This is a genomic window from Acinetobacter sp. ANC_7504, assembly GCF_056779995.1.
On record NZ_JBWYIZ010000001.1, the window covers coordinates 420,465 to 444,530 of the forward strand.

Consider the following 24,066-nt stretch of genomic DNA (forward strand, 5'->3'; position numbering starts at 1 on the left):
GGGTTACCATGGCTCAAATTATTGCTATTGCGAACCAAAAAGGTGGCGTAGGTAAAACCACGACTGCTGTAAATTTGGCTGCATCATTAGCAGTGCTTAAAAAGCGAGTATTGTTGATTGATATGGACTCTCAAGGCAATGCCACTATGGGTTCAGGTATTCAAAAGAATGATCTCTTATACTCAGTAACTGATGTTTTACTGGGTGAAGTGCCAATTGAAACAGCCATCACTAAAGCTGAAGTTGGATATCGCGTACTTGGCTCCAATCGTGATTTAGCAGGTGTTGAATTAGCCATTGCTGAGCAAGACGGTCGTGAATTTATTCTGCGTGATGCGATCCAACAAATTGAAGATAAGTTTGATTACATCATTGTGGATTGTGCACCAAGCTTAAGTTTGATCACGGTAAATGCATTGGCTGCTGTTAAAAGCGTGATCATTCCAATGCAGTGTGAATATTATGCCTTGGAAGGCTTGGCAGATTTAACACAAACGATTGATCGTATTCAACAAGCGTTAAATCCTGATTTAGAAATCATTGGTGTATTGCGTACCATGTACGATGCTCGAAATGCGCTGACACGTGATGTGTCGGATGAGTTGGAGCAGTATTTTGGTAAAAAATTATACGAAACGGTTATTCCTCGAAATGTGCGCTTAGCAGAAGCGCCAGCACATGGGTTACCGATTATTTATTTTGAAAAAAGTTCTAAGGGTGCAGTGGCTTATTTGAATCTTGCTGCTGAAATGTTAAAAAAAACCAAAGTGAAAAAAGGAAGTAAAGCATGACCGTGAAGAAAAGAGGCTTAGCAAAGGGTCGTGGCTTAGATGCGTTATTGGGTTCTATTCAAAAAGAAAAATTACAATTAGAAGCACAGTCATTAGATCATGGTCAGCTCAAACAAGTAGATGTCAAACTTCTTAAACGTGGTAATTATCAGCCGCGACGCTTTATTCATGAAGAAGACCTTCAGGAATTAGCATCTTCTATTAAAAAGCATGGCATCATGCAGCCGATTGTCATTCGTCCAATTGAGGATGATGTACATCAATATGAAATTATTGCAGGGGAGCGCCGTTGGCGAGCAGCTCAAATTGCTGGACTAAATGAAGTTCCTGCAATTGTTCGTGATTTGTCAGATCAAGTTGCAATTGCGTTGGCATTAATTGAAAACATTCAACGCCAAGATTTAAATCCAATTGATCAAGCTATGGCATTGCAGCGTTTTCATGAAGAGTTTGGATTAAGTCACCAAGAAATTGCTGAAACGGTGGGCAAGGCACGTACTACAGTAAGTAATTTATTGCGCTTATTAAGCTTAGCGGATCCGATTAAAGACCATATCCAACAAGGTCAATTAGATATGGGGCATGCGCGTGCAATATTGACTTTGCGTGCAAAAGACCAAATTGAAATTGCAAAAATTGTCATTGAAAAAAACCTTTCTGTTCGTCAAACAGAACAGTTAGTGCGTGATTTTAATGCACCAAAACAGGATAAGCCAAAACCATCAATTTCAGCTGATTTAGAGCAACTGACTCAGCGTCTTTCTGAACGTTTTAGTGCAGATGTTAAAATTGATCACAATAAGCAAGGTAAAGGTAAGCTTGTGATTCATTACCATTCACTTGATGAGTTAGATGGTATTCTAAATATCTGTTTAGATGAAAAATAATTAATTTAAAAGCAGTAAATGTAATTTATTTAGATGAGTTTGAGATTTAAGTCATTTAGGTCTCAATACTCCAATTGAGCTAAGGTTTACTTTGATCATTCCATACAATCAGGCCATTGATTTTAGAGTGGGGCAGACTTTAGCATGCGATGTTCGAATGATGTATGATTAAATTGCATACGTGCTGAATCTGTTTAGGTGTTTAAGGATACCGTACCAATTAGAGGTAGTGAGTGAAGCAAGATTTTAAAGTTTATATGCGTTTGTTGAGTTACTTAAAACAGTACTGGACGATTGCATTGATTGTTGTATTTGGTTTTGTGCTGAATGCCGCGACTGAAGTTTCTGTTGCGAAATTATTAGAGCATATTATCAATGCCATTCAAGAACAGGATCGAAGTTTCACGAACTTATTCCCGTTTTTGGTTGTTGTTTTGATGTTTGTACGAGGAGTGGGGCTATTTCTAGGTGGATACTACACTTCGGTGATTTCTCGAAATCTAATTTTTAATATTCGCCAAGAAGTTTTTGCTAAATTAATGCGATTACCGTCGCAATATTATTTAGATAACACTAGTGGTCATATTACTGCCAAAATTATGTACAACGTTGAACAGCTGACTGCTGCCTCAACGGAGTCATTAAGAACCTTATTACAACAAGGTTTGATCACCATTGCGCTGTTAGGATATTTGTTCTATTCCAACTGGCGCTTGACTTTATGTATTTTGATTTTTGCGCCTTTAATCGGTTTGTTGATTAGAAAAGCTGCTAAACGTATGCGTAAGCTGTCTACTCAAGTGCAAGATACGATGGGTGATGTAAACCATGTAGTGCAAGAAACCGTGAATGGTAATTTGGTTGTTAAAGGCTTTGGTGGACAGGCATACGAGCAAACTCGTTTTAAAGAAACCTCACTCGAAAACTTGCGTCGTGGTTTGAAAATGGTTGCAGTACAACAATTAAATAGCCCTGTTGTGCAACTTATTATGGCGATCGCTTTAAGTATTGTGATTTGGATTGCTTTAAGACCTGAGATATTACAGGATACTTCAGCAGGTCAGTTTGTTGCGTATATTACTGCAGCCGGTATGTTGAGTAAGCCAATTAAAGCTTTGACCGATATCAATGAAAAATTACAGCGAGGAATGGCTGCAGCACATTCAGTATTTGAATTATTGGATATGCCTGAAGAAAAAAACGAAGGGCAGTTAAAACCACAACTCAAAGGCAATATTGATTTTAATCAGGTAAATTTAACATATAGTGATGGTTTCCATGCGATCCATGATTTTAATTTAAATGTTAAGGCTGGGCAGACTGTAGCGTTGGTGGGGCGTTCGGGGGCTGGTAAGTCTTCTTTAGTCAACTTATTGGTTCGTTTTCAAGAATTAAGTTCAGGGTCAATTAAATTTGACGGCCATGATATTCAAGATATTGAAGTTACAGCGTTACGCTCACAAGTGGCTATGGTCAATCAGCAAGTCGTGCTGTTTAACCGAACTGTTCGTGAGAATATTGCTTATGGACAGTTACAAGATGCTTCGGAAGAGCAGATTATTGCTGCTGCGAAAGCTGCTTATGCCCATGACTTTATTATGGCATTGCCTCAAGGCTATGACACACCATTAGGTGCTCAAGGTTTAAATTTATCTGGCGGACAAAGACAGCGTATTGCAATTGCTCGAGCAATCTTAAAAAATGCTCCGATTTTAATTCTTGATGAAGCGACAAGCGCATTAGATAATGAGTCTGAATACTTCATTCAACGTGCTTTTGATGCAGCTATGCAGGATCGGACAACGATTGTCATTGCACATCGATTATCAACGATTGAGAATGCAGATCTTATTGTGGTAATGGATAAAGGTCGAATATTAGAGCAGGGAACACATCAGGAATTACTCGATTTGCGTGGTGCATATTTCCAACTGCATCAACGTAATTTTGAGGAATAAGTTATGTCTATTGCGCAGGTCATTCAAAACGCTTGGAATAAGCAATCCAAGTGGTTGATTGTATTGCGACCCCTGTCATTGCTTTATCGATTAGGATTTTTCCTGAACAAAGCCTTGTATCAACGTGGTATAAAACCTATTTATACTGCACCAGTTCCTGTCATGGTCATTGGCAATATAACGGTAGGTGGCAGTGGTAAAACACCGTTATTAATTCAATTGGTTAAATATCTTCAACAAAAAAATATTCGAGTTGGAGTAATTAGTCGAGGCTATGGTGGTAAAGGTCCTTTTCCTGCAAGCGTGAATCTCGATTCTGAGCCAAATGAAGTGGGTGATGAGCCCTGTTTAATTGTGCAATCTACTGGCGTGCCGATGGTCGTAGGTGGGCAACGACAGAAAAGTATAGAGTTACTTCTCTCTCAGCATCAACTTGATTTGATCATTAGTGATGATGGTTTGCAACATTGGGCACTTGATCGTCAATTAGAATGGATTGTGCTGGATAACAATCGTGGTTTGGGTAATCAGAAACTGTTGCCAGAAGGCTTTTTGCGTGAGCCAGTAGCACGGTTATGCAGTGGTACAGTAATTGAGCATGCTGAACAACCAAGCTCAAATCTGTATATGCAATTACAAGTCGCAGCGCCGTACTTGTTAAATCCAGTTGAAAATCAAGTTGAATATTTTGCCACTGATTTGAATTATTATGCGGTCGTTGGTATTGGGTTCCCGCAACGGTTTTATAAAACCCTTGAAAGTATGGGCTTAAAGCATTTTCAGTGTCATGAATTTCCTGATCATTATGATTATCAGATTGATGATTTACAATTTGAAGATTCAAATCCAATCATCACCACTGAAAAAGATGCTGTGAAACTCCTCCCTTTGTTAAAACAACATCCAGAATTTAGTCGTGAAATTTGGGTGGTTCCTGTTGAAGCAGCTTTATCATCAGCTTGTTATGATTTGCTGGATAAGCAGCTTGCAAAACTCGGTATCGTAAACACATAAGGAATATCCATGAAACATATTGTAATACCTGCTCGCTTTGCAAGTTCGCGGTTACCTGGAAAACCACTACTTAAAATACACGGGCGTGAAATGATTTTACGTGTGGTAGATCAGGCGCGAAAAGTGACTGGGTTTGATGATTTATGTGTTGCTACTGATGATCAAAGAATTGTTGATCTTTGTAAGGCAGAACAAATTGATGTTGTGTTGACCAGTGCAGAACACCCTTCAGGAACCGACCGATTGAGTGAAGTTGCACGAATCAAAGGTTGGGCGAGTGAGGATATTATTGTAAATGTGCAAGGTGATGAACCATTATTGCCTGCATCTTTAGTCCAACAGGTTGCTTCTTTGTTAGAGCAAAAGCCTGAATGTTCAATGTCCACTTTGTGTGAAGTGATCAAAGAATTAGAAGAATTTAAGCGCGATAGTATTGTGAAAGTTGTCATAAGTAAGTTCAATGAAGCGCTTTATTTCAGTCGTGCAACCATTCCATATGATCGTGATGGATCAAAGCAACAACCACATATACTACATCCTAAAGCCTACCGACATCTTGGTTTATATGCCTATAGAGTGAAGTTACTGCAAGAGTACGTGACATGGGATCAGGGTGAGCTTGAGGTTTTAGAAAGCCTTGAGCAACTGCGTGTTTTAGAAAATGGTCATCGAATCGCAATTGATGTGGCAGAGGTGAGCTTACCACCAGGTGTGGATACGCAACAAGATTTAGACCGTCTTAATGCAATGCCTATTTCTCATTTCCAATAGTATAGATTAGTCAATGACTCAGACTCAGCATGTTTATCCTTGGCAACTTAATGTATGGAGCACACTGACTCAGCGGTTTCCTCAAGTAGGTCATGGATTACTTTTTTATGGCAAAAAAGGCTGTGGTAAAGAAGCTTTTACCCAGCAATTTGTTACTTGGCTGCTATGTTTAGATAAGCAGCCAAATCAACCTTGTGGTCAGTGTTCGAGTTGTTTGTGGCTAAAATCAGATACTCATCCAAATTATGTTTACGTCACGACGGATGAGGACAATAAGAAACAAAACGCTAAAATTAAAATTGAGAAAATTCGTGAATTACAGCCATTCGTGCAACAAACCGTCGATGGTTGGCGGGTTATTGTGATTGAACCGGCGGAAGCGCTCAATATCGCATCGTCAAATGCTTTATTGAAAACACTTGAAGAACCAGGTGAGCGAGTTGTAATTATTCTTTTGGCGGATCATTATTTAAAATTACCAGCCACTATACGAAGTCGCCTACAACATTACGCCTTAGATCGGCTGACTGATGATCAAGCCAATACATATTTGAATGAACATTTGAATGCAGAGCAGCAGACTTTGAGCTCACTGTTGCTTAACCTTTCGAATGGTATGCCTTTAGCTGCTATTGAGTTGGCCTCAAGTGAATGGTTAACTCTGCGAAGTGCGTTTATAAATGATTGGTATCATTTAGTCAGTCAAAAAAATATGCCAATGCAGTACGCCTCTAAATGGAATAAGCAAATCAACTTTTCCGAGTTGATTGTTATGTTTGAGTACTTATTAGCTGATCTTGTTGCCTATAAAATGGAACAAAATGTAAAAAATAGCGATTTAGACTTTAGTTTGTTGGCTGAGCAATATCAATTAGAGCAATTATTTGATATTTATAATGATGTGCATCAAGCAAAACAAATGGTTGAGCAGAATGTTCAATCAAATTTAATTGTTGATCAGCTTTTTATAAAATTAATGAATGTTCAATAATCATGTTTGAATACAGGGGATAGAGATGCAGCCACGTCCGGGCGGTTTATTACAAGTCAATATTAATGATCGCGAAACTCTGCAATCCAGTTATATGCCTTTTGTTGAGGGTGGTGGATTATTTATTCCAACCAAACATCCAGTCAAAATGGGTGAAGAAATTTTTATCTTGGCAACACTTCCTAATCAAACCCAAAAAATACCAATTACGGGTAAGGTGATTTGGATTTCGTATAAGCAATCGGGCATTAAACCACAAGGTTTTGGATTGCAGTTAACTGGAGATAAAGGAGCCTATTACAAAATGGAAGTAGAAAAAATACTCGCTGGAAGTATGTCAACAGCACGCGCAAGCTTTACAATGTAGGCTCTGACTTAAAAAATTAAAAGGTGTCCTTGTGTTTGTAGATACACACTGTCATTTAAACATGCTCAATCTTGAACCTTACGAGGGAAATATCGATTTAGCAATTCAGCAAGCGATTGATGCTGGTGTCACAAAAATGATGGGGATATCCGTTGATTTAGATGATCATATTATTCTGTCAGAAATTGCAGCTCGACACGAAGGAGTAGGCTACAGTGTTGGGGTGCATCCATGTGAAGATCCAGCAGTCATGCAGCGTGCTACTGTTGAAACTTTGGTTGAATTGGCGAGTATAGATAAGGTCTGGGCAATTGGTGAAACGGGTCTAGATTATTATCACAGTACTGAATTTGTTAAAGAACAAAAAGAATGTTTTGCACGACATATTCAAGCTTCACAGATGGTGAAAAAGCCAGTGGTCGTACACACACGCTCATCTAAAAAGGATACGATAGATATTATAAGAGCTGAAAAGTCGACACACGGAATTTTGCATTGTTTTACTGAGGATTGGGATACGGCAAAAGCGGTTCTAGATTGCGGTTATTACATTTCATTTTCAGGAATAGTATCGTTTAAAAATGCTCAGGATTTACGTGATGTGGCCAAGCAAGTTCCATTAGATCGACTATTAATTGAGACTGATAGCCCTTATTTAGCACCAATGCCATATAGAGGAAAGTCTAATGAACCAAAGTATGTCCCATATGTAGCCAAAGCATTAAGTGATGTATATGATAAGTCAGTCGAGGAGATTGCCTTTATTACAACGCAAAATTTCGAGAATCTTCTACGAATGCAGTAAAAATTTAATACGGAAAATAGAAAGAAGAGAGTTTATAGAGTGAAGATGGATCGTCAGGCTCAGTTTAGAGCGAGAGAAGCATTAATATTTCAGGTCGCAGAACAACTTCTTTTGGAAAACGGCGAAGCGGGCATGACATTGGATGCATTGGCCGCTGAGTTGGATTTGGCAAAAGGAACACTCTATAAGCACTTCCAAAGTAAAGATGAATTGTACATGTTGCTTATTATTCGTAATGAGCGCATGTTATTAGAAATGGTTCGAGATACTGAAAAAGGATTTCCTGAACATTTAGCTTTTTTTATGTTGCACCATTTGCATCATCCAGAACGTACTGTACTCTTTCATCAAATTGAAGAGCGATTGTCTACAACCGGTCAAGGTATTAATCATTTGTTTAATGAAATGTATCAGATTCGCAAAAGTAGACTCAGAATTATCATTCGTATGACAGAAAATCATCTAGCATCCATTCAAAGTAAGATGAGTTCTCGGGATTATTTAGCATCCATTTGGTCGATTACTCATGGTGGTGCTGCGATATTAAACTCGAGTTTCTATCAACGCTATTTAGGCTGTCGAGATACGTTAAGGGTTGCTTTAATTGATCAAGCGTTGATGATGCCTAAACAGATTAATTTGACAGAATCAGTGGCCTAATATGCAATCTCTAGATCACCGTCAAGGCGGATTTACTTTAATCGAATTGATGGTGGTCATTGTGATCATCAGCATCATGGCGGCATTGGTGGTGATGAATATTGGTGGGATTGATCAACGTAAGGCAATGCAAGCTAGAGAAGCTTTAATATTAGATTTAAAACGTATTCAACGAGAGGCTGTTGATCAATCGTTAGTGGTTGCATTGGTGCCACAATGGAATGGTGATCAGTTTCGCTATACATTTCAAAAATATAATGATTTAACTCGTCCTGAGCAGACGCTTGTATCGAACAATAATCGTCAACCTTCCACTTGGGTTGAAATGCCAGAGTTTTCTGCGAGAGAGCTACCTGCTAAGGTTTCATTTCAGATCGAAAGTAGCGACTATAGTTTTGAAAATGCAACTAATGCAGACTTGATGAATAATAATGCACCGAAATTAATTTGGTTGGGCAATGGCGAGGTTAAACCTGTCACAATTCAAATGTATTATGAACAAAAAGCAATTGGTGATCTTATTCAAATAGATTACTTAGGTAAAATCGATGCGGGCGCTTAAAGGATTTACCTTGATTGAGGTTGTGGTGGCTTTGGCTATTTTCGCTGTAGCAGCAATGTCATTGACGAAGGTAGCTATGCAGTACACACAGGCGACTGCGAATGCAATTTTACGAACAAAAGCACAATTCGTCGCACAAAATGAAGTCGCTGCAATGCAAATTAGTGGTGAATGGTTAGAGGGAACTCAATCGAAGCAAATAACCTCTCAAGGGTTAAGTTGGCAAATTGATAAAAAATCAGAAGCGACTATTAGCCCAGATGTTCAGAAAATAGAAGTGCAAGTGAGTCTATATAACAATGATTTAGGTAAAGTTGAATCAGGTGTCACCACCATGGTGTTTTATAACTATCCTATCAGAGAGCAATCCAACTCATGATCAAGAGTAAACAACAAGGTTTTACCTTGGTAGAGCTTTTGGTTGCCATAGCCATCTTTGCAGTATTGTCTGCTTTAGGATGGAAAATTTTTGATTATTTAAATAAAGTCAAAGATCGCAATGCGGTGCATGAACAGCAGCTTCTCAGTTTGCAAGATAGTTATTTACAAATGCAAAGAGATGCTTTGCAAATTGTACCGCTGACTGCAAATATCGCAGGACAAATCCAACCTGCATTTTTACTGGATGATCAGTCTGTACAATTTAGTAAGGCAGGGGTCACAGACCCGCTGAAACAGGGTTTGTCTCCATTTGAGAGAATAGAATATCGTTATAATGCGCAAGATCGAAAAGTTTATCGTTTAAAGTATCCCAATCTGAATGTTCTTCAAACAACTCAACCTTTATCCAGTGCGATCCTAGAAAATGTGGATGATTTTCAAATCACGATTTTAAACCCGAATGAATTGAATTCGTGGCCGGAAGCATCAACAATAAGTTCTAATAGTAATGATGCTCAAGATGGTGTTGCTCGGCTATTGCCTAAAGGTATGCGAATTAGATTTAAGCAACAAGATACTGAATATGAGTGGATTTTTAGTTTGCTTAATACTGACTATTTAAAACCGGCATCTAGTTAATCATTAGGAAAATGCATGAAGCAGCAAAAAGGAATCGCCCTGATTACGATTTTAATGTTAGTCGCTTTGGCAACTATCATTGCTGCGACGATTGCCCATCGTCAATACAATACCAGTGAAAATACGGCCTATGTGATTCGTCAAAACCAAGCACTGTATTATGCAAAAAGTGCTGAAGCTTTTTTCTCAGAATTATTGGTTCAAGATGCTAAGTCCAATTCAAAATCAGATAATCTTCAAGAAACTTGGGCTCAACCGATGCCACCATTTCCAATTGATGGTGGTTATGTCGCAGGGCGAATTATTGATGAAACGGGTAAGTTTAATTTAAACAGTTTGGTCAAAGATGATGGCGTGCCGAATGATAATGCGGTGAATTACTTTAAGGGATTATTAACAAAGCTTGGTTTGCCAGAAGAATTGAATGAAGCGGTAATTGATTGGCAAGATCAAGATGATTTGACGATTGGCGCGATGGGGGCAGAGAGTAATTATTATTTAAGTTTAACGCGTCCTTATTTGCCAGCGAATGGTCCTTTTCATAGCGTTGAAGAGTTGAAGCAAGTGCGAGGATTTGAAGGTGATAAGTTTTTATTGATAAAACCTTATGTTACAGCGATTCCTTTAAAAGAAATTAAAATTAATATTAATACAGCACCAGCGATGATTATTGCTGCTATAGACCCAAGTTTGGATGTGCAAAATGTACAGCGTGATTTGGATCAGAAAAAAGCCAATGGTGAGTTTTTTGAGTCCGTAGATCAGCTCTGGGAACTCAACACTCTAAGTCAGTTAAGTGAAGAAGCAAAAAGCACAGCAAAAAATAATTTTGATGTTAAATCTGCATTCTATCGAGCAGATATTGAAATCATGCTATCTGATCGAAAGCGATATTTTTCGAGTTATCTGATGCGTGATGAAGATAAGGTTTATGTCTTCTTAAGAAGTTTGGCACCTCTTCAAACCAATTGATTAAATTGCTAAACTATTAATTTAAACAAATTGAATGATAGCTTTTTATTTTTTTTGTTTTTAATACGTTTTGCCAATTGCTTAAAACGTTAAAATTAATGATGAGTTGTGTGAATATGCACTATAATCATTTTAATCCATGATTTTTTATTGCTCTGACATATGTTAATTCGAAAATTATTTAAGTTTGAAAACGCGCATATTGTGCGAAATTGCACATCAGACCGCTGTAAGCGTTCAATTCATGGTCATAGCTATAAAGTCGAATTATTATTGAAAGCCTCAAAGCTAGATCATGGTCAAATGGTCTATGATTTTGGTTTGCTGAAAGGTGTGATCAAAGAACTTTATGATAGTTTTGATCATGCGATTTGTTTTTGGCAAGAAGATTCAGCTGAATATATTCAAGCATGTAAAACTTTTAGTGCGCGTTGGGTTTCATTACCCGTTTCACCTTCTGCTGAACAATTTTCTCGAATTTTCTTTTATTTGGCAGAACAAGTACTGAAATCAACTGTCACGCAAAATGGTGAAGGTGATGTTGAAGTCTATTCAGTGATCGTGCATGAAACTGACACAGGCTATGCGCAAAGTTTTGCTGAAGATATAGTAAATGAACAGATGGGCTTATTGGCGCTTGATCAAATCGTATTCTCAGAACAAATTCAAAATGAATGGTCTGATCCTAAAATGTACGAACAATTGAAACAAGGCTTAACTTTTAAGAACCCAAGTGTAGATTTACAAGTAAAACTTTAAAGCTGTGATTGATTTAGGGATGAACACAATGCAACTCACCGAACAAGAATTAAGTCAACTGAATCAAGTTCGGTTAGAGGATGGTTGGAAGTATGCTTTAGCAGAGTTTTTGCTCAGCGATAAAATGGATCAGCTGAAAGCTTTTCTCAAATCTGAATTACAGGCGAATAAGGTGATATACCCACCTAATTCTCTTATTTTTAATGCCTTCAACACCACACCCTTAGATCGTGTAAAGGTCGTGATTCTCGGTCAAGATCCTTATCACGGTCCAAATCAAGCACATGGATTGAGTTTTTCAGTGCAAAAGGGTGTTGCATTACCGCCGTCTTTGCGTAATATCTATCACGAACTCAGCACTGACCTTGGAATAGCGCCTGCCAAGCATGGTGATTTAACCCAATGGGCTGAAGAGGGTGTCTTGTTGCTGAACAGTGTATTGACTGTTGAAGCGGGCCAGCCGACTTCACACCAAAAGAAAGGTTGGGAAGATTTCACCGATGCTGCGATAGATGTTCTAAATGAGCAACGTGAAAAGATCGTTTTCATTCTTTGGGGTGCGTACGCGCATAAGAAAGGTCAACGAATTGACCAAAATAAGCATTTGGTCTTAAAAGCAGCACATCCATCACCATTGGCAGCAAACCGAGGTGGTTTTTTTGGGTGTAAAGTTTTTTCAAAAACAAATAATTATCTTAAACAAAATGGCATTGAGCCAATTAAATGGCAGCTGGAAGCATGACAATATCTCCTGAGACGAATCAATATCATCCTGACTTAATTGTTGAAGAAGCACAGAATGGATGGAGAGTGGTTCGATTAAATCGTCCAAAATCTTTACATGCACTTGATGAATCTATTGTGACGGCTTTATTGGCTGTTTTTGAAAAGTTTCATCATGATGATGCGGTTAAAGCGATCTGGTTTGATTCAACAACCCCTAAAGCTTTTTGTGCCGGTGGGGATGTACGCAAACTCCGTCAGTTGGTCATCAATAATGAGGTTGATGCGGCAAATAAATTTTTTGAACAAGAATACGCGCTAGATCTTTTGTTGCATGACTACGCTAAGCCGATTGTCGTTTGGGGAGAAGGTTATGTGATGGGTGGTGGGCTTGGTTTATTTATGGCTGCACCATTCAGACTCGTTACACCTTATTCGCGTCTTGCAATGCCAGAAGTAAATATTGGTTTATATCCAGATGTTGGTGCTAGTCGTTTCTTGGCAGATCGTGGCCCAATTGGTCTATTTACAGGTTTAACTGGATCGATCATGACTGCGGCAGGAGCTTATGGTATTGGCTGGGCGACTCATATTTGTGATGCTCAGCGCGATGTTGTTTTACAAAAGTTGATCAATATCGATTGGGATCATTATCCTGCTGGTGATTTTAGGGCATTAGATGACACTTTAAATAGTTTGCATCGACCAGTTTCTCCAGGGCCACTGCAAATCTCGTTAGACGTGATTCACAGTGTCTGTCGTGGTGCAAACTTTGAAAATGACTACGAAGCAATTATCGGTTTAAGTGATGCACGAAGTGATTGGCTAAGACAAGCGAGTGAAAATCTGGCAAAAGGATCACCAAGTACAGCTGCGATTACCTGGTTGTTATGGCAATGGGGGCGTCAAGTTCATCCTTGGCAAGAAGTATTTGAACTTGAAACTCAAATTTCTGATTGGAAAATTAGACATCCTGATTTTGTTGAAGGCGTACGTGCACGTTTAGTGGATAAAGATTTATCTCCTGAATGGACACCTGCAGAATCTATGTCCTTAAAAGGAATTTTAGGTGCGCACCCACCAGTTACAAATATCGAGAGCTGGAATAACTTGTTAAAACAGTACGGTATTATTTAATTTTGACTGAAATTCAATTTGATGCCGAAGATCTAAAATGGATGCAGCGTGCCTATGAGCAGGCTGCATTTGCAGCTCAATTGGGAGAAATCCCTGTTGGAGCTGTCATTGTGAGTCAAGGAAAAGTAATTGGTGAAGGATATAATCAACCCATCCAGAGTCATGACCCGACTGCTCATGCTGAAGTGGTCGCACTTCGCCAAGCATGTAATCAAATTCAGAACTATCGTCTACCAGAAGATGCAACCCTTTATGTAACCCTTGAGCCATGCACGATGTGTGTGGGGGCTTTAATTCATGCTCGAGTTCACCGTGTTGTATTTGGTACTTTAGAGCCGAAAGCGGGTTCTCTAGTCAGTGCGCGACAGCTATTGAATAATCAAGGTTACTACAACCATATATTTGAATTTGAAGGGGGCTGCATGCAATCAGCGTGTGCTCATCAACTTTCAGAATTTTTTAAATTCAGACGAGAACAAAAAAAACAACAGCGTGTACGACAAAAAATAGAAAATAATCAGGAATGATTGCTATTGTTGATTGTGGAAAAATTGACATAATGTATTGTCAGTATGAAGCGGACTCAATGAAAAGGAATAAAAATGAATTCAATCCAAGTTAAACAAGAATTTAACCAGCCTATAGATCGTGTATTTGAAGTTTTGTCAAAACATGCGACTTATAATGATGTATTTGCACCGATTCAGGTTGTACGCATTAAAGATGCAGCTGATCCGAGTCGTCCTGATGGGATTGGATCAGTACGAAAAATGGGATTAGGCCCAATAAAGCCAATTCAAGAAGAAATTACTGTACTAGAGCCAAATAAGCGTATTGAATACAAAATTATCAAGAATCCATTAATCAAACATCATCTTGGAATTATTGAATTTAAAGAGCTTTCAACAGCTAAAACTTTAGTCACATACACGATCGAATTACAGGCAAGAGCACCGTTTGTGAGCAAATTAATTCTTGCACAACTCAAACTTGCTATTACACTTGGTTTTAAGAAATTAGCAAAACGCCTTTAAGGCGAAGTTGGTAAAGTAATGACAATTCAAATTATCACGATCGATGGACCAAGCGGTTCAGGCAAAGGAACTTTGGCAGCAAAATTGGCACAGCATTACCAGTTTCATTTACTAGATTCTGGCGCTTTGTATCGTTTGTTGGGATTGTCATTACATCAGCTGAATTTAATTGATTCAATTCACAATCCAGATGTGTTGGTTAAATGCGTAGAAATAGCGACTCATCTCGATATTCAATTTGTTAGTGATCATTTAAAAACAAAAATTTTACTTAACGGGCATGATGTAACGGATGAAATTCGCACTGAAAAAGTCGGTGAGTTTGCATCCAAGGTTGCAGTTGTACCTGAATTAAGACAGGCATTATTCGAAAGACAACGTGCATTTGCTCAAGCACCAGGTCTTGTTGCCGATGGCCGTGATATGGCGACTTCAATCTTCCCAGAAGCCCAAGCAAAAATATATTTGACGGCTTCTGCTGAGTCGCGTGCTGAGCGACGTGTAAAGCAGTTGCAGGCCATGGGGCAAAATGTTAAAATAAGCGACATTTTATCTAATATCCAAGCACGTGATAAGCGTGATATGGAAAGAACCGTTGCGCCGCTTAAGCCGGCTGAAGGGGCTTACATTATCGATAGTTCAGATCTGGACATTGACGCTGTATTTAACCTGATGACCGCATATATTGATGCGCAATAAGATAAATTAATGAATATTAGTGGAAGCATAGCTTGATCAGTTCTATATGGACTATGTCGATACTTAACTAAACCGGCCTTGTCTGATCCAAGACCGCTGACTTTTCTAGGTATATCATGACCGAATCTTTTGCAGCCCTCTTTGAAGCAAGCGAATTAAACCTCAACGTTGAAAAGGGTGCAGTCATCCAAGGTATCGTTGTTAGCATCGATTCTGACTGGGTAACTGTAGATACTGGCCTTAAATCTGAAGGCGTAGTAGCTCGCTCTGAATTCTTAAACGAACAACGTGAACTTGAAGTTAACGTTGGTGACACAGTTGACGTAGTTGTTGAAGCGCTTGACAACGGTATGGGTCAAACAGTTTTATCACGTGAAAAAGCTAAACGTGCTGAAACTTGGACTAAACTTGAAAAAATCTTTGAAGACGGCGAGATCGTTACTGGTGTTATCTCTGGTAAGGTTAAAGGCGGTTTCACTGTTGACATCGGTCCAGTACGTGCGTTCTTACCAGGTTCTTTGGTAGACACTCGTCCTATCCGTGACACGACTCACCTCGAAGGCAAAGAGTTAGAGTTCAAAGTTATCAAACTTGACGCTAAACGTAACAACGTTGTTGTATCACGTCGTGCTGTTATGGAAGCTGAATCTTCAGCTGACCGTGAAGCTCTTCTTTCTCAACTTGAAGAAGGTCAAACAGTTACTGGTACAATCAAAAACCTTACTGACTACGGTGCTTTCGTTGACCTTGGCGGTATTGATGGTCTTCTTCACATCACTGACATGGCTTGGAAACGTATCAAGCATCCATCAGAAGTTGTTGAAGTTGGTCAAGAAGTTACTGTTAAAGTACTTAAATTTGACAAAGAGCGTAACCGTGTATCATTAGGTCTTAAACAACTTGGTGAAGATCCATGGTTAGCGATCATGAACCGTTACCCTAAAGGTTCTATCGTTAAAGCGCGTGTAACTAACTTAACTGATTACGGTTGCTTCGCTGAAATCGCTGAAGGCGTTGAAGGCTTAGTACACGTTTCAGAAATGGACCACACAAACAAAAACATCCACCCATCTAAAGTTGTTCAGATTGGTGATGAAGTTGATGTTATGGTTCTTGAGGTTGATGAAGAGCGTCGTCGTATTTCTCTTGGTATCAAACAAACTCGTGCTAACCCATGGGAAGAGTTTGCTAAGGCTCACGACAAAGGTGAAAAAGTTTCAGGTACAATCAAGTCTATCACTGACTTCGGTATCTTCATCGGTTTACCAGGCGGTATCGATGGTCTAGTTCACTTATCTGACATTTCTTGGAACGAACAAGGCGAAGAAGCGATTCGTCGTTACAAGAAAGGTGACACTGTTGAAGCGGTTATCCTTTCTGTAGACGCTGAAGGCAACCGTATCAGCCTTGGTATCAAGCAAATGAACAGCGATCCGTTCAACGATTTCTTAGCTGCTAACGAACGTGGTGCTCTTGTTAAAGGTACTGTAGTTGCAGTTGATGCTCGTGGCGCAACAATTAAGTTGGCTGACGAAGTTGAAGCTTCTCTTAAAGCTTCAGAAATCAACCGTGACCGCGTTGAAGATGCAACTAAATTCTTAGAAGTTGGTCAAGAAGTTGAAGCTAAGATCATCAATGTTGATCGCAAATCACGCGCAATCAACTTGTCTATCAAAGCGAAAGACGAAGCTGAAGAGAAAGAAGCTGTTGCTAACTTGAAAACTGCTTCTGCAGGTCAAGACAACGGTCCTAAGACAATTGGTGATTTGATCAAAGCTCAAATGAACCACTAAGTCTTTCGTGTTCAATGTATTGTTAATGTAATTTAACTAATACTTTTTACACAAATACTGTAAACGGTAGCGTAGTATTGACTTACTGCGCTACCGTTTTGTATTTAAACAGGTTATTATCTCGCTATGCACAGAGTAGCTTGATAATTAAAGAGGTCGCAGATGACTACTGAAGCACTTAATAAGTCTGACTTAATAGAACGTATTTCTATCAAAAATCCTCATTTGGCTGAGCCATTGGTCGAAGAAGCTGTTAAAATTATGATCGATCAAATGATTGAGTCATTATCAGCTGATAATCGTATTGAAATTCGTGGGTTTGGAAGTTTTGCTTTACATCATCGCGAACCGCGAGTTGGACGTAATCCTAAAACAGGTAAGTCAGTTGAAGTGGCTGCTAAAGCTGTACCTCATTTCAAACCAGGTAAAGCACTAAGAGACGCTGTAAATGAATCAGCAGGAAAATAATAAATTACTCAGGGGTGGTTATGCGTTACGTATTAGTTGCACTGTTAGTTGTAATCTTCGGATATGCATTGGCATTGGTTCTGCAAAATGGTACAGAACTGACTGTTGATCTTCTCTTCACTCAAGTACCGGCAATGAGATTAGGTTTATTGCTTTTGTTGACTTTGGCACTTGGGATCATCGTTGGATTATTACTCGGAGTTCAAGTTTTCCGTGTATTCCAAAATAGTTGGGAAATTAAGCGTCTTCGCAAAGATATTGAATATCTTCGTAAAGAACAAATCCAAAATGCTCAGTTAGCTGCTGCTGAAGCTGCTGCAAATGTACGTCATGAAAAGACAGTACTAGATGTGCATTCAGATCCGCGTAACTCAAATCCGCTGTAATTTATAAATATTTAAAAAACCTCTAAAATTTATTTTAGAGGTTTTTTTTATTGAAAATAAACTGTTGAATTTTAAGCTGAGTTTTTTAAAGTTAATTTTGCAGCTTAAGTTGAACATCTTTATAATGACGCAACTTTAGATGGACGGAAGAACAACCTTGAGTATCATTGTTGCTTTAGATGCAAAAAGCCAATACGACGCATTGAAAATGGCTGAAAATTTGGATCCTAAACTTTGTCGTGTAAAAGTGGGTAAAGAACTTTTTACACATGAAGGTCCGACTGTTGTAAAAGCATTGCATGATCAGGGTTTTGAAGTATTTTTAGATTTAAAATTTCATGATATTCCAAATACTACAGCACAAGCCGTTTGCGCTGCTGCAGATCAAGGGGTATGGATGGTTAATGTTCACGCATCTGGTGGACGAAAAATGATGGAAACTTGTGTAGAAAGATTAAAAGCAGGTAACTATCAAACACAGTTGATTGCAGTCACTGTATTAACTTCAATGGGGCGAGAAGATCTACGTGATCTTGGTTTGGATATCGAGCCTTTTGAACATGTGAAACGTCTAGCGACTTTGACTCAAGAAAGTGGCTTGGATGGTGTTGTATGTTCTGCGCAAGAAGCAAAAATGTTACGCGAAACTTTAGGTCAGAACTTTGCTCTCGTCACTCCGGGAATTCGTCCGGAAGGTTCTGCAGCGGATGATCAAAAACGTATTGTTACACCTAAGCAAGCAATATTAGATGGTTCTACACACTTGGTGATTGGTCGCCCGATTACTAAATCAGAAAATCCACATCAGACTTTAAGAGACATTCTGGCGACTTTGTAATTTTCCAATTAAAGTCATTAAGTATTTTAAAACGCCATGAAAATTCATGGCGTTTTTTTGACTAATTTTTAAAATGAATGATGTTTTCAAAGTTAACCTTACATTTTCTTTAGGGGAGCTATAGTCCAATATTTGGACTAGCATTTACTCATCAATAAAATAAATAAGCCCTCTAAAAAGAGGGCTTAAAGTTAAAGATTATGCACGATTAGAGAATTGCTTTTAAGCGTTTAACAACTTCTTTACATTGGTCTAAATCTGCGACCAGTGCCAAACGAACATGGCTTTCACCTGGGTTTCCTTGTTCAGTATCACGAGATAAATAACGACCCGGTAAGACTTTGATATGTGCTTTTTCCATCAGCATTTTGGCAAAAGTTTCATCATTATCGACCTTTAACCAATAATAGAAACCCGCATCAGGCTTTTTCAGTGGTAGCAAATGACCTAATTCTTGTTGGAATAAATCAAATTTAGCACGGTATTGTTTACGGTTTTCTTCAACATGTGCCTCATCATTCCATGCAGCAATCGATGCCAATTGATGTTGTACTGGCATTGCAGCACCGTGGTAAGTGCGGAATTTTAAATAAGGTTTTAATAGACTAGCATCACCTGCAACGAAGCCAGATCGCATACCTGGTAAATTAGAACGTTTAGACAGAGAGTGGAATACGATACAGTTTTTATAGTCATCACGACCTAGTTCAGCACAAACTTCGAGTAATCCTACAGGGGCTTCATGAAACCATAGTTCTGAATAGCATTCATCAGATGCGATGAGAAAATTGTATTGATCAGAGAGCGCAATTAATTTTTTGAACTGTTCTTTTGAAAGAACAGCACCTGTCGGATTTCCGGGTGTGCAGACAAAAAGTAAAGCTGTCTTCTCCCATACTTCTGCAGGGACAGTATCGAAGTCACCAAGGTAACCATTTTCTTCAGTACAGTTGATGAAATAAGGTTGAGCGCCAGCGAGTAAAGCTGCACCTTCGTAAATTTGATAAAAGGGATTCGGCATAACTACATAAGGCGCTTCATCACGATTAATCAGCGCTTGTACGAATGAGAAAATTCCTTCACGTGTGCCAGTCACAGGTAAAATATGATCTTCTGCGCTAATAGCATTTAATTTGAAACGGCGTGTGAGCCATTGCGCAATACTTTCACGTAATTCTGGTAAGCCTTTACTGTTTGGGTATGTCGAAAGATGATTGAAGTTATCGACAATAGCTTGTTTTACGAATTCAGGTGCAGGATGTTTTGGCTCACCAATTGACAATGGAATTAACGGAAGATTTGCAGGTTTTACATCCTGAAAAAGTTTATTCAACTTTTCAAATGGATAAGGATGTAATAGGTTTAAACTAGAGTTCATGAAACAGTTACCGTCGGGTTAAATCTAAATTTTAATGATGATTACAGACCTGATTTGAAGCCTCATCTAATGCTGCTTTTAATTGTTCAGCAAAAGCCTGAGCTTCAGTTAAATTCATAGGTTCGCCATTCTTTTTGGTTACAAAGAAAATATCTTCTGCGCGCTCACCCAAGGTGGCGATTTTCGCGGAATGGATATCGAGACCTTGCATCATAAATAAGCCACCGATACGGGCAAGTAATCCAGGCTGATCAAGGGTAGAGATCTCGACCATATTTTGCTGTAGCGCCTCGTTCAACGTAATATCAATTGTGTTTTCGATATCAAAATGACGAAGTTGGCGTGGTATACGGCGTTGCATTAAACCTGGATAATTTTGTGAATCTGTTAATGCGTGCACCAATGATTCTTTTACCGTATTTTCACGTTCTGGATCTGTCACTAATGTGCCAAAACGATCAAGCACCACGTAGGTGTCTAAGCTAAAGGATTTAGTTGCTGTAATAATGCGTGCATCTTGTACATCTAGATTCATACGATCCAGAACTGCAACAGTGGTGGCAAAAAGATTAGGTTGATCTTGAGTGTAAATAAAAATCTGCACAGCATCTTGCGCTGATTTACGGTGCGCGCGCATCATCACCAATGGTGCTGAATTATCACCATGATTTAGGATTGCACGTGTATGCCATGCGACTTCATCTGCAGTTTCTTTGAGGAAGTATTCGTCACCAAGTTCTTGCCAAACTTTTTCAACAGCTTCTAAAGCATAATCATTGACGAGTAATTCACTTGCTGCAAATTTGGTATCTTCGATCAGCATTTGGTAATCGACAGGACGACCCAAACCACTACGAATAACGTCACGAGCATTGGTATATAACTGACGCATGAGCGATGCGCGCCATGTGTTCCAAAGCTTAGGATTGGTTGCGTTAATGTCAGCCACTGTAAGCGTATACAGATAGTCTAAGTGTTCCATATCACCGAGCTTCTCGGCAAAATCTTTTACAACATCTGGATCAGAAATATCTTTTTTCTGCGCAGTCATCGACATCAATAGATGATTTTGGATCAACCACGCAACAAGATTACACTCACGCTCAGTAAAACCGTGCTTGCTACAGAACTCAATGGCATCAACCGCGCCCAATTCACTATGGTCTCCACCACGGCCTTTGGCGATATCATGGAACAAAGCAGCGAGGAATACGATGTCTCGGCGCACCAGACGCTGGAATACGGAACTTACGACAGGAAAATCTTTAGCAAATTCTGGCGCTTTAAAACGATTTAAATTACGTAAGAGTAGGAGCGTATGTGCATCTACAGTATAGATATGGAATAAATCGTATTGCATAAGGCCCATGATTTGCCCAAATGCAGGAATATAGTTGCCGAGTACACCATAACGTTTCATCGCAAGCAATGTTTCATATAAGTTATTTGGTGATCGGATGATCGCCATAAACAAGGCTTGATTAACTGGATTGTCTCTATACGCTTGATCAATGCGTTTTGCAGCTAAAGTAAGCAATCGAAGTGTACGAGCTCGAATACCATCAATATCAGGGCGATTTGCTAGGATATAGAAAATCTCAAGGATGGCTGTAGGCTTCTCTGCAAAAATTTTATGGTGTTGAACTGCGAGTTTACTATCCACCAATTTGAAGTTTTCATTCACTTCTTCAATTTTACGCTCATAGTTGGGTAAGCGAGGAGTGATGACTGATTCATTAAAATAGGCGAGTAGCATTTCATTCAGGGTTGAAACCTGCTGAGCTGCTCGATAGTAGCGTTTCATGAACTGTTCAATTGGATAATTGATATGTTCACCTTCAACTTTGTGGTAACCAAATTTTGCTGCGATATCGCGTTGGTAATCAAACAATAGTCGATTTTCATCACGCTTAGTTAAGCGGTGTAAATGATGACGAATTTCCCAGAGAAAATTCTCAGCATCTTCGAGAACCCCAAGTTCAAACTCAGAAATGAAACCTAAATGTACAAGATCGTATATACGATTTACTCGGAAATGCCGTTTTGCTATCCAACCAATTTGGTTAATGTCTCGAATGCCGCCCGGTGCATTTTTGATATCAGGTTCTAAATTACTTTCAGTGTTGTTATGCTGAGCATAGCGTTTAGCTTGTTCTTCCATCTTGGCATCAAAGAAGGTTTTATCCGTCCAAGTTTGTGAAACAACACGACGAGGCCATTTCGCTAAGTGTTCATTGCCAATAATTAAACGAGACTCAATGAGAGATGTAGCTACCGTTAAGTCATTCATGGCCTGTTCAAAGCACTGTTGAATGGTTCTTACACTTACGCCAGGTTTAAAATTGCCAACATCCCATAGAGAGGAAATAAAAATGGTAATGGCATTTTCTTGTTCTTGTGTAAGATCATCTTCTGAAAGGATCAGAATGTCGACATCAGAGTAGGGCATCATTTCACGACGACCATAACCTCCTACAGCGAACAAGCCCAGATCGGTTTGATCTAACTCAGCATGTTGCCAAAGGAATTTAAGTGCCTCATCAATCAGGTTAGATCGAGTGAGGATGATCTCACGTATCGCCTTACCATTTTCAAACTCATGTTGTAATTGATTTTCAACATCTGAGCGCCATTGATTAATTGCCTTGATGTCGTGATTACTCGAAACATAGTTTGCTAATGGAGACGTGTTGATCATGAAATGATGGCCTACCTAATGAATTATTTGTTTTGATTTACAATTACTTTTGAAGCTGCTTCAGTCGCTAATTCGCGTGCAATGTCAGTTGTTTCAGCACGTGCAGTTGCGACCCCCATACGGCGACGTTTAAAACCTTCAGGTTTACCAAAAAGACGTAAATCGACATTAGGGTTTTGCATAGCAAGATTTACGCCAGAAAATGACAAATTCGTATCATCAACACCTGCATAGATCACAGCGCTTGCAGCAACACTGTGACGTTGCGTGTTCACTGGAAGACCTAAAATCGCACGGGCATGAAGTTCAAATTCACTTTGATATTGAGATGCAAGTGTGACTAATCCAGTGTCATGTGGACGAGGAGAAACTTCACTGAACCAAACTTGATCACCTTTAACGAATAATTCCACACCAAAAATACCGCAACCGCCGAGCGCTACTGTGACTTTATTGGCAATACGTTTTGCTTCATCAAGGGCAGCTGTGCTCATAGGTTGAGGTTGCCAGCTTTCTACATAGTCACCTGCATCTTGACGGTGTCCAATAGGATCGCAGAAGTGCGTTTCGATTTCTCCTGTTTCAGGATTTTTTGCCCGTACTGTGAGTAATGTAATTTCGAAATCAAAATCAATTTGCGATTCTACGATGACAGTGCCTTGATTGACACGACCACCTGTTTGAGCGTATTCCCAAGCCGCGTCGACTTCATCAAAAGATTTTACGCGTGACTGTCCTTTACCTGATGATGACATCACAGGTTTTACAAAATTTGGATAGCCAATATCATCACATGCTGCACGGAATGATTCCAAACTATTGGCAAAACGATAAGCCGAGGTTGGTAGCCCTAGTTCCTCAGCTGCGAGGCGACGAATTCCTTCACGATTCATGGTGAGATTGACGGCTTTCGCAGAGGGAATAACTACGGCAGTTTTAGAATCTTCGATTTCCACTAAGACTTCAGTGGCAATGGCTTCAATCTCGGGAACAATTAAATGAGGTTGAACTTGTTCAATCAGTTTTTTTAATTCTTTTGGGTCCGCCATATTCAAAGTGTAGGAATGATGAGCAACTTGCATGGCAGGTGCATTGTCATAGCGATCTGCTGCATGTATTTCTACACCTAATCGTTGTAATGATATTACCACCTCTTTACCCAACTCACCTGAACCCAATAATAGAACTTTAAACGCCGAAGATTGAAGTGGAGTACCGAGTGTAATAAGCATTTGATTCATCCGTGCTTGATATTATGGACTTTTAGCATATCAGAACTAAAACCTCTTGAGCGCGATGAATACAAGAAAAAGCAAGAAATTATTTTGATATCGTTTAATTTTTTTATTGATAAA

General features: G+C 39.2%; 26 protein-coding genes. 23 read left to right on the top strand and 3 right to left on the bottom strand.

Annotated features, from left to right (window positions below):
- Positions 1-8: 8 nt before the first annotated feature.
- The 23 genes from AC1M9F_RS02050 (at position 9) to pyrF (ending at position 18,635) form a co-directional block, all read left to right on the top strand.
- The gene (locus tag AC1M9F_RS02050) at positions 9-791 is read left to right on the top strand and encodes a ParA family protein (protein ID WP_035264598.1); all 783 of its coding nucleotides are present in this window, start codon (positions 9-11) and stop codon (positions 789-791) included.
- Complete coding sequence (locus AC1M9F_RS02055; RefSeq protein ID WP_035264597.1) at positions 788-1,678, top strand: ParB/RepB/Spo0J family partition protein; 891 nt, start codon at positions 788-790, stop codon at positions 1,676-1,678. Before AC1M9F_RS02050 ends, AC1M9F_RS02055 begins: the two co-directional genes overlap by 4 nt.
- Before the next feature lie 233 nt (positions 1,679-1,911).
- Complete coding sequence (gene msbA, locus AC1M9F_RS02060) at positions 1,912-3,636, top strand: lipid A export permease/ATP-binding protein MsbA (RefSeq protein ID WP_481596924.1); 1,725 nt, start codon at positions 1,912-1,914, stop codon at positions 3,634-3,636.
- 3 nt (positions 3,637-3,639) lie between these two features.
- Positions 3,640-4,650, top strand: coding sequence for a tetraacyldisaccharide 4'-kinase (lpxK, locus tag AC1M9F_RS02065; RefSeq protein ID WP_481596925.1), 1,011 nt, complete (start codon positions 3,640-3,642; stop codon positions 4,648-4,650).
- Positions 4,651-4,659: 9 nt separating this feature from the next.
- A complete protein-coding gene (kdsB, locus tag AC1M9F_RS02070) occupies positions 4,660-5,421 on the top strand; it encodes a 3-deoxy-manno-octulosonate cytidylyltransferase (protein WP_481596926.1) in 762 nt (253 codons plus the stop codon).
- Between the two features lie 13 nt (positions 5,422-5,434).
- Entirely contained in the window at positions 5,435-6,412 is a 978-nt protein-coding gene (locus tag AC1M9F_RS02075) for a DNA polymerase III subunit delta' (RefSeq protein WP_481596927.1), read from the top strand.
- Positions 6,413-6,437: 25 nt separating this feature from the next.
- Positions 6,438-6,779, top strand: coding sequence for a PilZ domain-containing protein (locus tag AC1M9F_RS02080; RefSeq protein WP_481596928.1), 342 nt, complete (start codon positions 6,438-6,440; stop codon positions 6,777-6,779).
- A gap of 31 nt (positions 6,780-6,810) precedes the next feature.
- Positions 6,811-7,584, top strand: a complete 774-nt coding sequence (locus AC1M9F_RS02085) for a TatD family hydrolase (protein ID WP_035264578.1) — start codon at positions 6,811-6,813, stop codon at positions 7,582-7,584.
- Positions 7,585-7,629: 45 nt separating this feature from the next.
- Entirely contained in the window at positions 7,630-8,244 is a 615-nt protein-coding gene (locus AC1M9F_RS02090; protein ID WP_035264575.1) for a TetR/AcrR family transcriptional regulator, read from the top strand.
- A 1-nt stretch (position 8,245) separates the two neighbouring features.
- Positions 8,246-8,806: a pilus assembly FimT family protein gene (locus tag AC1M9F_RS02095; RefSeq protein WP_179998217.1), complete on the top strand. Its 561-nt coding sequence runs from the start codon at positions 8,246-8,248 to the stop codon at positions 8,804-8,806.
- The gene (gene gspI, locus AC1M9F_RS02100; RefSeq protein WP_481588351.1) at positions 8,793-9,185 is read left to right on the top strand and encodes a type II secretion system minor pseudopilin GspI; all 393 of its coding nucleotides are present in this window, start codon (positions 8,793-8,795) and stop codon (positions 9,183-9,185) included. Before AC1M9F_RS02095 ends, gspI begins: the two co-directional genes overlap by 14 nt.
- Positions 9,182-9,826 (top strand): type II secretion system minor pseudopilin GspJ, encoded by a 645-nt coding sequence (gspJ, locus tag AC1M9F_RS02105; protein ID WP_481596929.1) that lies wholly within the window; start codon positions 9,182-9,184, stop codon positions 9,824-9,826. Before gspI ends, gspJ begins: the two co-directional genes overlap by 4 nt.
- A 15-nt stretch (positions 9,827-9,841) precedes the next feature.
- A complete protein-coding gene (gene gspK, locus AC1M9F_RS02110) occupies positions 9,842-10,798 on the top strand; it encodes a type II secretion system minor pseudopilin GspK (protein WP_481596930.1) in 957 nt (318 codons plus the stop codon).
- A gap of 162 nt (positions 10,799-10,960) precedes the next feature.
- Complete coding sequence (locus AC1M9F_RS02115) at positions 10,961-11,557, top strand: 6-pyruvoyl trahydropterin synthase family protein (protein ID WP_481596931.1); 597 nt, start codon at positions 10,961-10,963, stop codon at positions 11,555-11,557.
- Between the two features lie 28 nt (positions 11,558-11,585).
- The gene (ung, locus tag AC1M9F_RS02120) at positions 11,586-12,299 is read left to right on the top strand and encodes a uracil-DNA glycosylase (RefSeq protein ID WP_481589861.1); all 714 of its coding nucleotides are present in this window, start codon (positions 11,586-11,588) and stop codon (positions 12,297-12,299) included.
- Positions 12,296-13,417: an enoyl-CoA hydratase/isomerase family protein gene (locus tag AC1M9F_RS02125; protein ID WP_179998211.1), complete on the top strand. Its 1,122-nt coding sequence runs from the start codon at positions 12,296-12,298 to the stop codon at positions 13,415-13,417. The genes ung and AC1M9F_RS02125 overlap by 4 nt, the downstream gene beginning before the upstream one ends.
- Before the next feature lie 2 nt (positions 13,418-13,419).
- The gene (tadA, locus tag AC1M9F_RS02130; RefSeq protein WP_481596932.1) at positions 13,420-13,944 is read left to right on the top strand and encodes a tRNA adenosine(34) deaminase TadA; all 525 of its coding nucleotides are present in this window, start codon (positions 13,420-13,422) and stop codon (positions 13,942-13,944) included.
- A gap of 75 nt (positions 13,945-14,019) precedes the next feature.
- Positions 14,020-14,451 carry an SRPBCC family protein gene (locus tag AC1M9F_RS02135; RefSeq protein ID WP_180027685.1) on the top strand — a complete coding sequence of 144 codons (432 nt, stop codon included), beginning with the start codon at positions 14,020-14,022 and terminating at the stop codon, positions 14,449-14,451.
- Positions 14,452-14,469: 18 nt separating this feature from the next.
- The gene (gene cmk / locus AC1M9F_RS02140; RefSeq protein WP_035264559.1) at positions 14,470-15,150 is read left to right on the top strand and encodes a (d)CMP kinase; all 681 of its coding nucleotides are present in this window, start codon (positions 14,470-14,472) and stop codon (positions 15,148-15,150) included.
- Positions 15,151-15,266: 116 nt separating this feature from the next.
- A complete protein-coding gene (gene rpsA / locus AC1M9F_RS02145) occupies positions 15,267-16,943 on the top strand; it encodes a 30S ribosomal protein S1 (protein WP_035264556.1) in 1,677 nt (558 codons plus the stop codon).
- 162 nt (positions 16,944-17,105) lie between these two features.
- Positions 17,106-17,411 carry an integration host factor subunit beta gene (locus AC1M9F_RS02150; RefSeq protein ID WP_035264555.1) on the top strand — a complete coding sequence of 102 codons (306 nt, stop codon included), beginning with the start codon at positions 17,106-17,108 and terminating at the stop codon, positions 17,409-17,411.
- A 20-nt stretch (positions 17,412-17,431) separates the two neighbouring features.
- A complete protein-coding gene (locus tag AC1M9F_RS02155) occupies positions 17,432-17,797 on the top strand; it encodes a lipopolysaccharide assembly protein LapA domain-containing protein (protein WP_035264552.1) in 366 nt (121 codons plus the stop codon).
- A 139-nt stretch (positions 17,798-17,936) separates the two neighbouring features.
- Entirely contained in the window at positions 17,937-18,635 is a 699-nt protein-coding gene (gene pyrF, locus AC1M9F_RS02160; RefSeq protein WP_481596933.1) for an orotidine-5'-phosphate decarboxylase, read from the top strand.
- A gap of 208 nt (positions 18,636-18,843) precedes the next feature.
- Here pyrF and dapC read toward each other — a convergent pair whose 3' ends face one another.
- The 3 genes from dapC to purT are packed head-to-tail and all read right to left on the bottom strand — an operon-like array spanning position 18,844 to position 23,952.
- Entirely contained in the window at positions 18,844-20,013 is a 1,170-nt protein-coding gene (gene dapC, locus AC1M9F_RS02165) for a succinyldiaminopimelate transaminase (RefSeq protein ID WP_481596934.1), read from the bottom strand.
- A gap of 31 nt (positions 20,014-20,044) precedes the next feature.
- Positions 20,045-22,711 carry a [protein-PII] uridylyltransferase gene (glnD, locus tag AC1M9F_RS02170; protein ID WP_481596935.1) on the bottom strand — a complete coding sequence of 889 codons (2,667 nt, stop codon included), beginning with the start codon at positions 22,709-22,711 and terminating at the stop codon, positions 20,045-20,047.
- Positions 22,712-22,734: 23 nt separating this feature from the next.
- Entirely contained in the window at positions 22,735-23,952 is a 1,218-nt protein-coding gene (purT, locus tag AC1M9F_RS02175) for a formate-dependent phosphoribosylglycinamide formyltransferase (protein WP_481596936.1), read from the bottom strand.
- Between the last annotated feature and the right edge of the window lie 114 nt (positions 23,953-24,066).